At 36.9% G+C, this 16377-nt stretch carries 14 protein-coding genes; 9 read left to right on the top strand and 5 right to left on the bottom strand.

What is annotated here, in order from left to right; translation table 11 throughout:
• Positions 1–45 precede the first annotated feature (45 nt).
• Entirely contained in the window at positions 46–1062 is a 1017-nt protein-coding gene (locus tag LGQ90_RS09050) for a carboxypeptidase-like regulatory domain-containing protein (RefSeq protein ID WP_229340318.1), read from the bottom strand.
• Between the two features lie 95 nt (positions 1063–1157).
• Here LGQ90_RS09050 and LGQ90_RS09045 point away from each other — a divergent pair, with 95 nt between their 5' ends.
• The 8 genes from LGQ90_RS09045 (at position 1158) to LGQ90_RS09010 (ending at position 10335) form a co-directional block, all read left to right on the top strand.
• Positions 1158–2102: a calcium/sodium antiporter gene (locus LGQ90_RS09045; protein WP_229340316.1), complete on the top strand. Its 945-nt coding sequence runs from the start codon at positions 1158–1160 to the stop codon at positions 2100–2102.
• Between the two features lie 389 nt (positions 2103–2491).
• A complete protein-coding gene (locus LGQ90_RS09040) occupies positions 2492–4678 on the top strand; it encodes a glutamine synthetase III family protein (RefSeq protein ID WP_229340314.1) in 2187 nt (728 codons plus the stop codon).
• Between the two features lie 124 nt (positions 4679–4802).
• On the top strand, positions 4803–5984 hold the full coding sequence (locus LGQ90_RS09035; protein ID WP_229340312.1) for an AIR synthase related protein: 1182 nt from the start codon (positions 4803–4805) through the stop codon (positions 5982–5984).
• 59 nt (positions 5985–6043) lie between these two features.
• Positions 6044–6637: a hypothetical protein gene (locus tag LGQ90_RS09030; RefSeq protein WP_229340310.1), complete on the top strand. Its 594-nt coding sequence runs from the start codon at positions 6044–6046 to the stop codon at positions 6635–6637.
• 169 nt (positions 6638–6806) lie between these two features.
• Positions 6807–7505, top strand: a complete 699-nt coding sequence (locus tag LGQ90_RS09025; RefSeq protein WP_229340307.1) for a hypothetical protein — start codon at positions 6807–6809, stop codon at positions 7503–7505.
• Positions 7506–7567: 62 nt separating this feature from the next.
• On the top strand, positions 7568–8644 hold the full coding sequence (gene prfA, locus LGQ90_RS09020) for a peptide chain release factor 1 (RefSeq protein WP_229340305.1): 1077 nt from the start codon (positions 7568–7570) through the stop codon (positions 8642–8644).
• An 88-nt stretch (positions 8645–8732) separates the two neighbouring features.
• The gene (gene pyrF, locus LGQ90_RS09015) at positions 8733–9551 is read left to right on the top strand and encodes an orotidine-5'-phosphate decarboxylase (protein WP_229340303.1); all 819 of its coding nucleotides are present in this window, start codon (positions 8733–8735) and stop codon (positions 9549–9551) included.
• Positions 9552–9561: 10 nt separating this feature from the next.
• Positions 9562–10335 carry an ABC transporter substrate-binding protein gene (locus LGQ90_RS09010; protein ID WP_229340301.1) on the top strand — a complete coding sequence of 258 codons (774 nt, stop codon included), beginning with the start codon at positions 9562–9564 and terminating at the stop codon, positions 10333–10335.
• Here LGQ90_RS09010 and LGQ90_RS09005 read toward each other — a convergent pair.
• Positions 10316–10534, bottom strand: a complete 219-nt coding sequence (locus tag LGQ90_RS09005; RefSeq protein ID WP_229340299.1) for a Lacal_2735 family protein — start codon at positions 10532–10534, stop codon at positions 10316–10318. The two genes, LGQ90_RS09010 and LGQ90_RS09005, sit on opposite strands and share 20 nt — an antisense overlap.
• A gap of 137 nt (positions 10535–10671) precedes the next feature.
• On the bottom strand, positions 10672–11376 hold the full coding sequence (locus tag LGQ90_RS09000) for a DUF4197 domain-containing protein (protein ID WP_229340297.1): 705 nt from the start codon (positions 11374–11376) through the stop codon (positions 10672–10674).
• Positions 11377–11601: 225 nt separating this feature from the next.
• Between LGQ90_RS09000 and LGQ90_RS08995 the strand changes: the two genes are divergently transcribed.
• On the top strand, positions 11602–15057 hold the full coding sequence (locus tag LGQ90_RS08995; RefSeq protein ID WP_229340296.1) for a methylmalonyl-CoA mutase family protein: 3456 nt from the start codon (positions 11602–11604) through the stop codon (positions 15055–15057).
• Positions 15058–15297: 240 nt separating this feature from the next.
• On the opposite strand, the gene LGQ90_RS08990 is transcribed toward LGQ90_RS08995, so the two are convergent.
• Positions 15298–15771, bottom strand: a complete 474-nt coding sequence (locus LGQ90_RS08990; protein WP_229340293.1) for a helix-turn-helix domain-containing protein — start codon at positions 15769–15771, stop codon at positions 15298–15300.
• A 155-nt stretch (positions 15772–15926) separates the two neighbouring features.
• Positions 15927–16325 (bottom strand): hypothetical protein, encoded by a 399-nt coding sequence (locus LGQ90_RS08985; protein ID WP_229340292.1) that lies wholly within the window; start codon positions 16323–16325, stop codon positions 15927–15929.
• Between the last annotated feature and the right edge of the window lie 52 nt (positions 16326–16377).

Raw genomic sequence — 16377 nt, 5'->3', positions numbered from 1 at the left:
CAAATATAACGAAAAAAATAGTTACAAAACTAAAATACTAGTTTATTATTTAAGCTGATAATTTAAGGGTACCATTTGCGATATTCTAGATTGAGACATTTCGCCACTAAACGTAATGGAATTTGGGGGAGAGAAATTTCCGTAAGTATCTATGATAAAATCATCTTCAAAATTCATGGTACTCCAATGATTTTGATCATATCTAATTCTAATGGATTTTACCAGGGGTTTAGCGTGAGTATAATTTTTTAAAACATCTAAACGTAAAATATTTTCCTGGGAAACAGTATTATGGCCTTTATATAAATCGAATTTTTGCTTGTCTAAAGATTTCTTATTTATAGAACGCATAAAATGTAAGGAAGATCCCAAGTAAGCCTGCTTACGTTTTCTTAAAATTCTTTTAGGAATTTTATCAGTTAGATTTTCAAAATAACTAGTACCCGAATAATAAATGGAGACAGGCGATGAACTTTCATTTTCATCTGGTTTAAACTGTACATTGAAATCAACTAAAGTATAGTTTATTTTATAGCCCAGGTTGTTGTTCTCTATTACCAATTTATTTTCTGAGGAAGCAAGAAGCGTATTTTTTGAAGGGCTGTAGCGTAAAATTATTTCATCTTCATTTAATATTTTGCAGTTTTTAGCAGTCTTTCCCATTCCAATAAACTGTTCTTTAAAAATTTTTAATTTTTTTTCCCGGGACCATGGGTCAGCTTCTAAAAATACCGTCTCTAAACTTTCCTGTTTTTCTCGAAGATAAACCTTCAAAAGTTTTCCACTAAACTTAGATGGATCGGTGAGTTTTATCTGTTCATAACCCATAGAGCTTATGATCATGGTTGCCTGAAAGTCTTTATTCATGTTTAGGTCAAACTTCCCTGAATTGTTTGTCGCAGTTCCAATACTGGTGCCATCTAGATAAATGGATGCCCCGTAAATTGCTGATGAATCTTTTGCATTAAAGACCCTGCCTGAAATTTTCACCTGGGAGAACGAAGAGATAGATGATAGGCAGATCAGTCCTGTAAAAACTATAAATTTTATTCTTATAAGCATAATGAATATTCTATAACTACAATTATAGTTAATTCAAATTTGCTTTCCTATTCGGAAGAACTAAGTTTAATCTTATCTTCGCAAAAAGTTGTTTTATGAGTATTGTATTTCTACTAATCGGTTTTGTATTATTGGTAATAGGAGGGGAATTCCTGGTAAGGTCTTCTGTAGCGCTTTCCCTTAAACTAAATATATCCCGAATGGTCATTGGGCTTACAGTAGTTTCATTTGCTACTTCTGCTCCAGAACTTTTAGTGAGTCTTCAAGCGGCAATTGACGGTTTCTCTGATATCTCTCTGGGAAATGTTATAGGTTCTAATATCGCAAATATTGGGATGGTTTTGGGCTTAACAGCAATGGTGTCGCCATTGATGGTAGACCGTGATTTTTACCGTTTGAACTGGCCGGTAATGATGATTTTTTCTATCGTGCTGTATTTCCTACTTATGAGCAATAATGAATTGTCAAGAATAGAAGGAGGAGCTTTGTTGGTGGGATTGATCGTTTATTTATTCATACTTATAAAACGATCCCGGAAAAAGGATAAAGTGGTGGTGGAAGAGGTCGATGAATCCTTACGAGATGTTAGAGGTTTTAAAATGACTATCTGGCTAATAATCGGGATCCTGGCTCTTTGGGGAGGTTCAGAATTATTAGTAAAAGGAGCGGTAGATCTAGCCACTCAACTGGGAATAAGTGAGCGGGTAGTCTCAGTAACTGTGATTGCGGTGGGTACCAGCGTTCCTGAGCTTGCGGCTTCCCTGATCGCAGCTATAAAAAAAGAGAAGGCAATTTCGTTAGGAAATTTAATAGGTTCCAATATTTTCAATATCGCCTCTGTCTTGGGATTGACTGCTCTTATAAAACCTATCGCGATTCAATCCTCAGCAATTCTTACCAATGATATGTTCTGGATGCTGGGAATCGCTTTTATTCTGTTGCCCCTGCTCTTAATTCCGAAGAGATCTGAAATGGGTAGAAAAGAAGGATTTATTTTACTGGTAGCTTATTCCACGTTTATAGTACTTACCCTGGCTTAAAAAAAGATTTTTTTGTGTGTGAGCTAATCAGGTTAAATATTTATAAATCTGGTTAGCATTTAACTTTTTTTAATCTCTTCAACTTCATAAAGTCGGAATGAAGAAATACTGATATTTATTCTATTAGATAAGTATGTCCAAATCGAGATTAATCGACTTAAAATATTAATTTAATCTTAAACCCTATTAATTGTAGGGTACCAAAAATTAAAAACATGTTAATTTTAATTGATACCCTTCTTTTTTTGGGGTAAAAATTAAATTTTATCATTTTTTAAGGATTAAATCTTTATTTTTTTGATGCATAAATCCTATATTCGCAACTTCAATCGATCTAATCTTATGATTAACCGGTTTTTACAATTAGAAACGCAACTTAAATATTTTATATGTCAACTTTAAGATTTCAAGCTTTAAAAGAAACTTTAAACCGTAAGCCTCTTAAAATTACTGAGCCTGCAAGAAGATCAGAGATATTCTCCAGTAATGTATTTAATGAAACTGTTATGAGACAGTTTCTAACGAAAGAAGCTTTTGAAAATGTGACTGAAGCTATGCGTACGGGAAAGAAAATTGACCGTAACGTAGCCGATCATATCTCTACAGGGATGAAAGAATGGGCAATTTCTAAAGGAGTGACTCATTATACTCACTGGTTTCAACCACTAACCGGAACTACCGCAGAAAAGCATGATTCTTTCTTTGAACCTTTATCAGAAGGCCTTGCGATTGAAAAATTTGGGGGTAGCCAGCTGGTACAGCAGGAGCCTGATGCTTCCAGTTTTCCTAGTGGCGGAATTAGAAATACTTTTGAAGCGCGTGGTTATACTGCATGGGATCCAACTTCGCCAGCATTTATATGGGGAACTACGCTTTGTATTCCAACAATCTTTGTTTCCTATACAGGAGAAGCGCTGGATAATAAGACTCCATTATTAAGAGCACTTCAGGCAGTTGATAATGCAGCTACTAATGTTGTAAAATATTTTGATAAAAATGTAAAGAAAGTCAATGCTACTTTAGGTTGGGAGCAGGAATATTTTCTTATAGATTCGGCACTGGTTGCATCTAGACCAGATATTACTCTTACCGGAAGAACGCTGCTTGGGCATTCCCCGGCAAAGGGTCAGCAGTTAGATGATCACTATTTTGGTTCAATCCCATCAAGAGCAATTTCATTTATGATGGATCTTGAGATTGAATGTATGAAACTGGGTATTCCAGTTAAGACACGTCACAACGAGGTGGCCCCTAATCAGTTTGAGCTGGCTCCGATCTTTGAAGAGGCAAACCTTGCGGTAGATCATAACTCCCTTATTATGGATGTTATGAAGAAAGTTGGGGAGAGACATAATCTTTCTGTATTAATGCATGAGAAACCATTTGCCGGAATTAACGGTAGTGGTAAACATAATAACTGGTCTCTGGCAACAGATACGGGTACAAATCTGCTTTCTCCAGGTTCAACTCCAATGAAGAACCTTCAGTTTTTAACCTTTTTTATCAACACCATCAAGGCAGTTTATGATAATGAGGAATTATTGAGAGCATGTATCGCCAGTGCTTCTAACGACCATCGTTTAGGTGCAAATGAAGCTCCGCCTGCAATTATTTCGGTATTTATTGGTTCACAATTAACCAAGGTCTTGGATGAACTCGAAAAAGTTACTGACGGAAAGCTTTCTCCGCAGGAGAAAACAGATCTTAAGTTAAACGTAGTAGGTAAGATACCGGAAATTCTTCGTGATAATACCGATAGAAACCGTACTTCTTCTTTTGCCTTTACCGGGAATAAATTTGAATTCCGTGCCGTAGGTTCGCTTGCTAACTGTGCAAATGCAATGACGGTACTTAATAGTATCGTGGCCAAGCAACTTAAGGACTTTAAGGTTGAGGTAGATAAGCTTATCAAGGATAAGAAGATGAAGAAGGATGATGCTATCTTTAATGTTCTTAGAGAATACATCAAAAAATCCAAAAAGATTAGATTTGAAGGTGACGGTTATGGAGAAGCCTGGGAAAAAGAAGCTAAAAAACGTGGCTTAAGTAATAACAGAACCACTCCGCAAGCATTAAAAGCTCAAGTTAGTAAGAAGACGATTTCTTTATATAAAGAGCTGGAGGTAATGAATAAAACCGAGGTCGAAGCTCGTCATGAGATCGAACTTGAGGAATATGCCATGAGAATCCAGATAGAAGGACGTATTCTTGGAGATATCGCCAGGAATCATGTGATTCCAACAGCAATTCGTTACCAGAATATTCTTATCAAGAACGTCACCGGATTGAAAGCGATCTATGGAGATGAGTATACCAGACATGCTAAAGAACAATTAGAGATCATAGAAAGTATTTCTGCACATATTGCCAGCATTAACTCTAATGTGAATGCGATGATAGAAGCCAGAAAAGTTGCTAATAAGATAGAAGATGTAGAGAAAAAAGCTTTTGCTTATTGTGATGACATTAAACCTTATTTTGAAGAAATAAGATATCATTGTGATAAACTGGAGTTGTTAGTGGACGATGAACTTTGGCCACTAACAAAATACAGAGAGTTATTGTTTACTAGATAATTTCTGTTATACTGAATATTTCTAAAAGCCACGCTCAAAAAGCGTGGCTTTTTTATTTAAAAATACCTGAATATTTACCAGAACTGTTTAAACTAATTATCTTTGAAGCCTTTAACAAGAAGTCATGAGTAAAGAAGTAAGTAAGCGATATTCAGGAAGAGGTGTTTCCGCGGGAAAAGAAGATGTACACAATGCTATTAAAAATGTAGATAAAGGTCTTTTTCCGAAGGCTTTTTGCAAGATCGTGCCAGATTATTTAACAGGTAGTGATGATCATTGCCTCATCATGCATGCCGATGGTGCGGGAACCAAATCTTCGCTAGCATATATGTACTGGAAAGAGACCGGTGATATTTCCGTCTGGAAGGGGATTGCCCAGGATGCTTTAATAATGAACATCGATGATCTGCTTTGCGTGGGTGCGACAGATAATATTTTGCTTTCTTCCACCATTGGCAGGAATAAGAATTTGATTCCCGGTGAAGTTATTTCAGCGATAATCAATGGAACAGAAGAACTGATCTCTGAACTTAAAGATTTTGGGGTGGAGATCCATTCTACGGGTGGAGAAACTGCCGATGTTGGTGATCTTGTGAGAACGATCATTGTAGATTCAACAGTTACGGCCAGGATGCCTAAAAATAAGGTTATTGATAATGCAAGTATCAAACCGGGGAATGTGATCGTAGGTCTATCATCTTCGGGACAGGCTTCTTATGAAAAGGAATATAACGGCGGTATGGGAAGTAACGGATTGACATCTGCCCGTCACGATGTATTTTCAAAAATTCTTGTTGAAAAATTCCCTGAAAGTTTCGATAATGCTATTCCTGAAGACCTGGTGTATTCTGGCACCAAAAAACTTACCGATTCCGTAAAAGATAGTCCGTTGGATGCGGGGAAATTAGTGCTTTCTCCAACCAGAACCTATGCTCCCGTTATAAAAAAGATCCTGAAAGATATTGGAAATGATAAGATTAACGGAATGGTGCATTGCAGTGGTGGAGCACAAACGAAGATCCTCCATTTCATAGATGAGAATCATATTATCAAAGATGATCTTTTTGAAACTCCTCCTCTTTTTAAACTGATACAAGAAGAAAGTAAAACTGACTGGAAAGAAATGTATCAAGTGTTTAATATGGGACACCGTATGGAGCTATATGTAGATGAAAATACGGCTGCAGAAATTATTGAAATTTCTAAGTCGTTTAATGTGGATGCAAAAATAATTGGTAGGGTAGAAGCTTCCAAAAGTAAAAAGCTTACTATCAAGAGTACTTACGGGACTTTTGAATATAATTAGATCGAATTATATACCTTGAAGGTAAATTACAATAAATTGTCTTTTTGAAAATTGAAAGAATGAAATTCTGGCTAAGCCCGTTGATGATTTTTCTAATTATCGCTAATTTTCTGGCGATCTATTATTTAGATCATACAACAGACAGGTGGTTTAGGTTTGGAACAACCATTATTTTCCTGCTTCTCTATTTATTTAAATACTTCTCGAAATATCGTCTTCTAATAATATTTTTATTGTTTGCAATTGTTGATGGCCTGCTAGTATATTATGAAATTCCTTTTCTGAAAAAAATAATATACACCGTTAGGATAATTGCTTATTTAAATTTGATCTTATTTGTAGTGCCTTCGCTATCCAGTTTAAAATTAAATTTTTTTACAATTGCCATATCTGCTTTTATAATTTCTATAGATATTTATTTAATCCATGAAATGGCGGAATCTTTACCAGAGATTGATCAAAGTCCTGTATTTCTTTTTCTATTCTATTTCCTGGGAATGATCTCCCTTGCTCTTGTAGCTACCAGTCTTTCGTATCTTAACAGGTATGCAGATAGAAAGGCTTTTTTTCTAATGATCGCTTCGGGTTCGTGCTTTCTGATATTTTCTTTTATAATGCATACTATCTGGACTTTGAAGAATTCTACTATCTAGATAGACTGGTTAACATTGTTGGAATTGCTTTTCTTTTAGCGTTTTGTGCTTATCAAAAACCAGTTATTACAGATTCAGCTAATTCGTAATCTTTTAGCTCCGAATTTTATAACTTTCAAAACCAGAGGTATGTTAATTTCGTAGATATTTTACAACCAATCAAATAATAATGTCATCCAGGTTCTTATTATCAGCTATTGTGCTGGTACTTTTAGTTGCAAATTGCTATATCATTTTTGAATACGATCAGGAATTAAGTCGATGGGCACGCTTAATTAGTACGGGAATATTTCTCCTCATTTTACTTTGGCAAAAAACATATAGTAAAAGAATGTTGAGCGTATTTTTCCTTTTCTTAATTTCTGATCTATTATTATTCTATTATGAGTATTCAATTGTAAATGCAGCTACTTTCCTTACGAGAATTTCTGCTTATACTCTGCTTGTTTTTGTAGTAGTGCCTGAGCTTAAAAATCTTAAGACCAATCTTTTTCAGAAATTTATTTTCATCGTTGTTTTTATTCTAAACCTCGGGATGTTATATATGCTGGTAGATATGGTGCCGGGGCAGTTTGTATATCCCGGTTTAAATTTGCTTTTCTATGCGTATGGGATCTCCATGATCATGATGGTGATCGCGGCAATTTCTTATAGTAACCGTTATTCTGATAGGATTTCCTTCTTTTTTACAGCAGCTACACTGTGTCTCGTCTTTTCAGATATTACTTCTTTTATTGCCTATTACCTGGAATTCTCTGAATTTTATTTTCCCGACAGATTTTTCTATATTTTTGGAATTGCCGGACTGGTGAAATTTGCTTCTTTTTCCAGAAGCCACGAGCCGGTGGTAGAATTAGAAAGCCTTTAAAGCTTTCTCTGAAATTCAGGCAAATTATCGTAAATTTGCTATCCTAAATTCAGTAGTAATATATGATTGAGAGACTTAATATCGTAAAACAGCGGTTTGATGAGGTGAACGATTTGATTATTCAGCCGGATGTAATTTCAGACCAGAAGCGATATATTGAATTAAATAAAGAGTACAAAGACCTTCGTGCCTTAATGGACGAACGTGAGAAATATATCAGTCTTACCGATAATATCCAGGAAGCTGAAGAAATCATTTCAGACGGGAGCGATCCGGAAATGACTGATATGGCCAAGCTTCAATTAGACGAAGCCAAAGGCCAGCTTCCCGAGCTAGAGGAAAAGATACGCATGATGCTTATTCCTAAAGATCCTGAAGATGCCAAGAATATCGTTATGGAAATTCGTGCCGGTACCGGCGGGGATGAAGCGAGTATCTTTGCGGGAGATCTTTACCGTATGTACACTAAATATGTGGAAAGCCGGGGCTGGAGCCATAATATTGTAGATTTTAGTGAAGGAACCAGTGGAGGTTTCAAAGAAATGATCTTTGAAGTTTCTGGAGAAGATGTATATGGAACAATGAAATTTGAAGCCGGTGTACACCGTGTTCAGCGTGTTCCTCAAACAGAAACTCAGGGAAGAGTTCATACTTCAGCAGCAACCGTTATGGTTTTGCCTGAAGCTGAGGAATTTGATGTGCAAATAGATCCGAAAGATGTTCGAATAGATTACTTCTGTTCATCTGGTCCTGGGGGGCAGTCGGTGAATACTACCTATTCCGCTGTAAGATTAACTCACGAACCAACCGGGTTAGTGGCGCAGTGTCAGGATCAAAAATCTCAGCACAAGAATAAGGAAAAAGCTTTCCGGGTACTTCGTTCTAGATTGTACGAAATGGAGCTTGCCAAAAAAATGGAGGCCGATGCGGCTAAGAGAAACTCTATGGTTTCCAGTGGTGACCGTAGTGCGAAGATCAGGACTTATAATTATGCGCAAAGTCGTGTAACCGATCACAGAATTAATCTTACGCTTTATGACCTCTCTAATATCATTAATGGTGATATTCAGAAGATCATTGATGAGTTACAGCTTGCTGAAAATACCGCAAAACTTAAAGAGAATTCAGATGTCCTTTAACTCAGTGGAAAGTGAAGTGAGAAGTTGTAAACAATACTTTCTACTGAAGGATGAAATTTTTATTTTCTGATAACTGATAACTGATAACATGACAACACAGGAACTAACTGAGCAGATATTTAAAAAGAAATCCTTCTTATGTGTAGGTCTGGATGCAGATCTGGATAAGATGCCCACCTATTTGCTTTCAGAAAAAAATCCTGTATTCAGTTTTAATAAGGCAATTATAGATGCCACTCATGAATTCTGTGTGGCCTATAAACCTAATATTGCTTTCTATGAAGCCCTGGGGGTTGATGGCTGGAAGGCATTAAAAAAGACTATAGAATATCTCCATCACGAATATCCGGAGATTTATACCATTGCCGATGCCAAACGTGGAGATATCGGGAATACTTCAAGAATGTATGCAAAAGCATTTTTTGAGGATCTTGGTTTCGATTCTATTACTGTGGCGCCTTATATGGGTAAGGATTCTGTAGAGCCATTTCTGGAATTTACCAATAAGCATACGATCTTACTGGCGCTGACTTCCAACGAAGGTGCTTTTGATTTTCAGACGCTAAAAACGGACGATGAAGAACTTTATAAGAAGGTGATCAAAACTTCGCAGAAGTGGAATAATTCCGAAAATCTTATGTATGTGGTAGGGGCCACCAAAGCGGAATATCTTGCTGAAATAAGAAAGATCATTCCTGAAAACTTTTTACTGGTTCCGGGTGTTGGAGCCCAGGGAGGAAACCTGGAAGAAGTTTGTAAATATGGAATGACAAAAAATGTGGGGCTATTAGTAAACTCTTCCCGAAAGATCATTTATGCCTCCGATTCTTCAAATTTTGCTGAAATCGCTGGAGCAAAAGCTGAAGCCATGCAAAGACAAATGGCAACGGAATTAGAGAAACTATAATCTAATATTTATGCAGATTCAGGATCAGTTAGGTAGAAAAATTGAACTGAAAAAGACTCCGAACAGAATAATTTCCCTGGTACCCAGTCAAACAGAACTTCTAGTAGATCTTGGCTTAGAAACTTCTATTGTTGGAATTACCCATTATTGTGTTCATCCAGAATTCTTAAAACAAATAAAGACCAGTGTGGGCGGTACTAAAAAAGTAAATCTGCGCAAGGTTAAAGAGCTCAATCCAGATATTATTCTTTGTAATAAAGAAGAGAATACTAAGAAGATGGTTGAAGAGTTGGAGAAAATTGCACCGGTGCATGTTTCTGATGTTGCTACCCTGGAAGATGCTTACAACTTGATGCAAGAGTATGGAGAGATCTTTAATTGTAAAGAATTGGCATCTACAATGGTTAGTTCAATTCAGAAAAAAACTGAAAGCCTGAAAGAACTTGTAGTTAATTCAAGTGACAGGAAAGTAGCTTATTTTATATGGAATGATCCGCTAATGGTGGTGGGAAACGGGACCTTTATAAATGAAATGCTTAAGCTTAACAAGTTTGAGAATGTTTTTTCTGAGGACAGATATCCTGAAACTAATTTAGATGAATTAAAGAGAAAAAATATAGATAAAATTCTTCTTTCTTCGGAGCCCTTTCCGTTTAAGGAGGAACATAAAACAAAATTTTTAGAGTTTGCTGAAACTGTGCAAATTGTAGATGGGGAGTATTTTAGCTGGTATGGTAGTCGGCTTTTAGAAGCTATGGATTATTTTAAGCAGTTTCACTCCTAACTTCAACCAGGCTGCAATTCATTCTTCTTAATTCAGCCATAATTTTTCTGGCTCTATAGTTTAGCCGATCGCTTTTATCTTTATCTATAAGAGCAATTTTATAAGCCCGGTGCATAAGCCTTGAATACTTTTCACAAAGCCGTTCTTCCCTGGTTTTATTTTCAAAAATTCTAAACATGGCAATTTTTAATCTGTTCATTCAACATCAATCATTTCACAGGAACAAAGCTAAACAGACACTGCTTTATATTTTAATAACATGTAGTTAAGTTTGTTCTAAATTAGTGGGAAAAATAGGGGGAAACTGTTAAAAAATTATAGAATGTAGGTAAATACCTATTTATCCTGAAGTGCAAATACTTTTCGTAAAAGATCTGTTGTTCTGGCAGATAGGCTGCTTCTAATTTCTTTTTCTTCTTTCGCGATCATGAGAAAAACTCCGTCTAAAGCTTCGTTTGTTACATAATCCGGAAGATCAGGATTTATATTTGAAGTGATGGGCAGCGAATTATATTTCTGAATTATATTCGTCCAGACCTGGGTAGCCCCAACTTTGTCCAGAGAATTACTAATAATAGGATTAAACCTGGTATAAAGCTCCTGTTGTGTTCTGCCAGATAGATATTGGGTCGCAGCATCTTCTGAACCTAATAAGATATTACGGGCATCAGCAAAGCTTATTTCTGTAACCGCATTTGCAAACACCGGTATGGCTTCACTTACAGCATCTTCCGCTGCCCGGTTCAATACTTTAAGACCTTCATCGGCCAGGGCATCAAGGCCCACATCACGTAATGTTTTATCAACCTTCTGAAGTTCTGGTGGTAGTCCTATCCTCACCAATTCATTGTTGAAAAAGCCATCTTCTTTAGCCAGACTGGTTACCTCTTTATCAATTCCGAATTGAAGTGCCTGTTTTAAACCCAAACTTATTTCAGCATCACTTATGCCATATTCCTGTGGAAGTTGAGTGGCAATTTGCTGTAATTCAGCGCAAGAAGTAAGTATAAAAATGCCGGCAAGAGCGATGATCTTTTTCATAGAAGTAGTTTTGTCAAATATAATTTCTATAGTGCTACGTCTGGATTTTCAATAGTTATAATAATACTAAAACATTGATCTAGACTATGAAATTAAGTTTTTGCATTTGGGATTGGTAAACATGATTTTTCAATAAAATGATTTTTGTTTACTATAAGAGTTTAAAATCTCTTTTTCGTTGCGATTTTCGTAAATTGCTGCTCCAAAATTCAGACTCTATTAAATATGGAACAACAAAGTCCCTATAAACCTAAAAATAAAATAAGAATTGTAACTGCCGCTTCACTTTTTGATGGTCACGATGCAGCGATCAATATCATGCGTCGTATTATTCAGGCTACCGGTGTTGAGGTAATACATCTTGGGCACGATCGTAGTGTGGAAGAAGTGGTAAATTGTGCAATTCAGGAGGATGCTCAGGCCATAGCCATGACTTCGTATCAGGGTGGCCATACAGAGTATTTTAAATATATGTATGACTTGCTAAATGAAAAAGGAGCAGGTCATATCAAGATCTTTGGAGGTGGAGGTGGAGTAATCCTTCCGGAAGAGATCAAGGAATTGATGGATTATGGGATCGATAGGATCTACGCTCCAGATGATGGTAGAGAGATGGGACTGCAGGGAATGATCAATGACATGATCAAGAGAGTGGATAATGAGGTTCCAGAATTGCAGGAAACTGAAAAAGTTGAGGAGAACTTAAAGAAGAAAGAAGTAACAACCATCGCTAGGCTTATTTCTCTCGCAGAAAATAGGCATGAGGAGTTTAAAAAATATTTCAATAAAGAAAATTACGATACAGAAAAAACACCAGTTTTAGGAATTACCGGTACGGGTGGTTCCGGGAAATCTAGTTTGGTGGATGAGTTGGTAAGGAGATTCTTAATGGATTTTCCAGATAAACACATCGGGATTGTTTCCGTAGATCCTTCAAAAAAGAAAACCGGTGGTGCCTTATTGGGAGATAGAATCCGTATGAATTCTATCAACCATGAGCGGGTTTATATGCGATCTCTGGCGACGAGACAGGCAAACCTTGCGCTTTCCAAATATGTTGCGGAAGCGGTTGATGTATTGAAAGCTTCAGGTTTTGATCTTATAATTCTGGAAACGTCGGGAATTGGTCAGAGTGATACAGAAATCTTAGACCATTCAGATGTTTCACTTTATGTAATGACTCCTGAATTTGGTGCTGCAACTCAGCTTGAAAAGATCGATATGCTTGATTTTGCCGACCTGGTTGCCATCAACAAATTTGATAAACGAGGAGCTCAGGATGCATTGAGAGATGTGAAAAAACAATACCAGCGAAATCACCAATTATGGCATTCAGATGCGGAAACACTTCCTGTTTTTGGAACCATCGCATCCCAGTTCAACGATCCGGGGATGAATACTCTGTATAAAAGCATTATGGACGAGGTTGAAGAAAAGACCAAATCCGGACTTTCATCTACTTTTGAAATTTCGAAAGAGATGAGCGAAAAGATCTTTGTGATCCCGCCAAAACGTACACGTTATCTTTCTGAAATAGCTGAAAATAACAGAGGTTATGATGAAAAAGCTAATGCTCAGGTTGATGTGGCGCAAAGACTTTATGGGATCTATAAGACCATAGAAACTGTTGCCGGAATCAAGACTGAATTCGGAGAAGATCAGCATAAATATTTAGGTAAAAATGGAATAGATCAGGACGAGATTTATGAAATAGCAGAGGATTCTCAATCTGATTTTCTAAAATTACTTTTTGCTGAATTTGATAAGACCAAAATGGATCTTGATCCTTATAACTGGGAGATGATCATTGCCTGGAATGAAAAGGTTACGAAATATAGAGAGCCTGTTTATAGTTTTAAGGTTCGTGATAAAGAGATCAAAATAGATACACATACCGAATCACTTTCTCATACGCAGATTCCGAAAGTGGCCTTGCCAAAATATAAAGCCTGGGGAGATATCCTTTTATGGTGTCTTCAGGAGAATGTACCTGGAGAGTTTCCTTACACTGCTGGATTGTATCCTTTCAAAAGAACAGGTGAAGATCCAACCAGGATGTTTGCCGGGGAAGGTGGCCCGGAAAGAACCAACAGGCGTTTTCATTATGTAAGTGCGGGACTTCCAGCAAAAAGACTTTCCACAGCTTTTGATTCGGTTACTCTTTACGGTAACGACCCGGATCATCGTCCGGACATTTACGGTAAAATCGGGAATTCAGGTGTTTCAATTTGCTGTTTGGATGATGCCAAGAAATTGTACTCAGGATTTGATCTTGCCGATGCAATGACTTCGGTAAGTATGACCATCAATGGTCCTGCGCCGATGTTACTTGGATTTTTTATGAATGCTGCCATAGACCAGAATTGTGAAAAATATATCAAGGAAAACGGACTTGAAGATAAGGTGGAAGCAAAGCTGAAAGAGCTTTATGATGATAATGATATAGACCGGCCATCTTATAAAGGAGAGCTTCCGGAAGGAAATAATGGACTTGGATTGATGCTTTTAGGTTTGACCGGAGATCAGATCTTGCCGAAAGATGTTTACGAAAAGATAAAAGCTGAAACTATCAGCGTGGTTCGTGGAACTGTTCAGGCAGATATTTTAAAAGAAGATCAGGCGCAGAATACCTGTATTTTCTCTACTGAATTTGCGCTTAGGTTAATGGGAGATGTTCAGGAATATTTCATAGAAGAAAAAGTAAGGAATTTTTATTCCGTATCAATTTCAGGATATCATATTGCGGAAGCAGGTGCAAACCCAATTACACAGCTGGCTTTTACTTTGGCGAATGGCTTCACTTACGTGGAATATTATCTAAGCCGTGGAATGGATATCAATAAATTCGGACCGAATTTATCTTTCTTCTTTTCCAATGGGGTAGATCCTGAATATGCCGTGATTGGTCGTGTAGCCAGGAGGATCTGGTCTAAAGCATTAAAGCATAAATACGGTGCAAACTCTCGTGCTCAAATGCTGAAATATCATATACAGACTTCAGGTAGATCCCTACACGCACAGGAGATCGATTTTAATGATATTAGAACGACGCTGCAAGCATTGTATGCGATCTATGATAACTGTAATTCATTGCACACAAATGCCTATGATGAAGCGATTACCACACCTACAGAAGCTTCGGTAAGAAGAGCAATGGCAATTCAGCTCATCATTAATAAAGAATTAGGTCTTACCAAGAATGAGAATCCTATTCAGGGATCTTTTATTATTGAAGAGCTTACAGACCTGGTAGAAGAAGCAGTTCTCACTGAATTTGACAGAATTACGGAAAGAGGAGGCGTGTTAGGCGCAATGGAAACCATGTATCAGCGTGGGAAGATCCAGGAAGAAAGTCTTTATTACGAAACTTTAAAACATAACGGAGATTATCCAATTATTGGGGTAAATACTTTCTTAAGCTCAACAGGTTCTCCAACGGTAACTCCGGGAGAAGTTATTAGAGCAACTGAAGAGGAAAAAGAAGCTCAGATCAAAACCTTGGAGACCCTTCATAAAGCCAAAGAATCCAAAGCTGAGGCGACCCTCGAAAAAATCCAGAAAGCCGCGGTGAATAATGAGAATCTTTTTGAAGAGCTTATGGAAGCCACCAAAGTTTGTTCGCTGGGACAGATCACTTATGCCTTATTTGAAGTAGGAGGACAGTATCGACGAAATATGTAAGCAGAGAGCCACTTTTCCAGCTGATGCTGGAAAAGTGTGTGAATCGCTTATCCCGATGAGCGGGATCTTCTCTTTAAATGAACTTTTTTTGGTAAAAGATGTGTGGATCGCTTATCCCGCTGAGCAAAGTGAAAGCATGATCTTTATAAAACTAAACCTCCCATTTTTTATAATCCGGGAGGTTTTACTTTAAAGAAGGTGTAATGCAAGATCCTTGGCAAGAAGGACCATTAAAAAAATCTATTTTTGAAGTTTTCTCTTAAGTCGTTGAATTGCCCGGTAAACAGTCATGTCTGAAACTTTATAATTCTTTGCGATATTTGAAATTGGAATACCTTTAGAATGACTTACTAAAGCAGAATAAGTTTGATCTTTAGTTAGCTTACTCAGCTTGAGGTCATTTTCAAATTTTCTTTCTTTTGTGATGTGGTGGGTTTTGCTCCAGTATAGATTGTTTGGATGTAAATTTTCTATGTTGCTATCCTTATAAGTAGCATAATGCCGACCTTCGGGCATTTTCCCGCTATAAGTTTCGAGTATTAACTTGGGTACTGAATAGTAAGATTTTTTGAAATAGACTGTCTTCAGAATTTTTCCGGTTTTTCCTTTACGATCTTTAATATTTAGGAGTTTTCCATTAAATTTCAATTCAGAGCCGTCTGCCTTGATCTCTAAATCCTCGAACTCCGGATGTCGCTTCCAATGATCACTCATTCTTCATCAATTAAAATACAACTTCAGTTTAAATTGGATCTACTAAAAGATAAGTACAAAGCTAATTAAAAATCCCTCAGTATCAGTGCTTATGCAGATATTACCAGGAGGAAAGAAAATATAATTAGGCAAATAAAAAGGAATAAATAGTCTGTTTATAATGTTAGTTTCCAGACACGTTGAAGCTTTTTGAACTTTTGAATTTCTTTTTTCAGGAGCCATACAAACTCACGACCATTGCTGTTAGTAAACTCCAGTCTTTCACAATTTCTGGAAAGCCGATCAGTTAATTTTCCAATAGCATTTATATATTGTGCTCTGGAATCCTGAAAGAATTCATTTTCAGCTTTTATGATATTAGGAATGAGTGAGTTAGAATGCCTTATAATATCACCTGTAAAATATACATGTTTATCTTCATTGCCGTTTTCATTCAGAACCGCAAGATCAGGTATCAAATAATCAGAAATATGCCGGGATATTTGCATGATCTCGCGAGCCTTAAGATATAAGGCCTGACGGGGATTATCGGAGCTTCCTGAAAAATAAGACATTTAGCTGAATTTTTCTCTAAATTACTATTCAGTCAGCATACTTGACTTTAAA

Origin of the sequence: Christiangramia sediminis (genome assembly GCF_020552705.1) — a bacterium.
Classification (GTDB): domain Bacteria; phylum Bacteroidota; class Bacteroidia; order Flavobacteriales; family Flavobacteriaceae; genus Christiangramia; species Christiangramia sediminis.
This window is presented reverse-complemented; position numbering and strand designations above follow the sequence as displayed.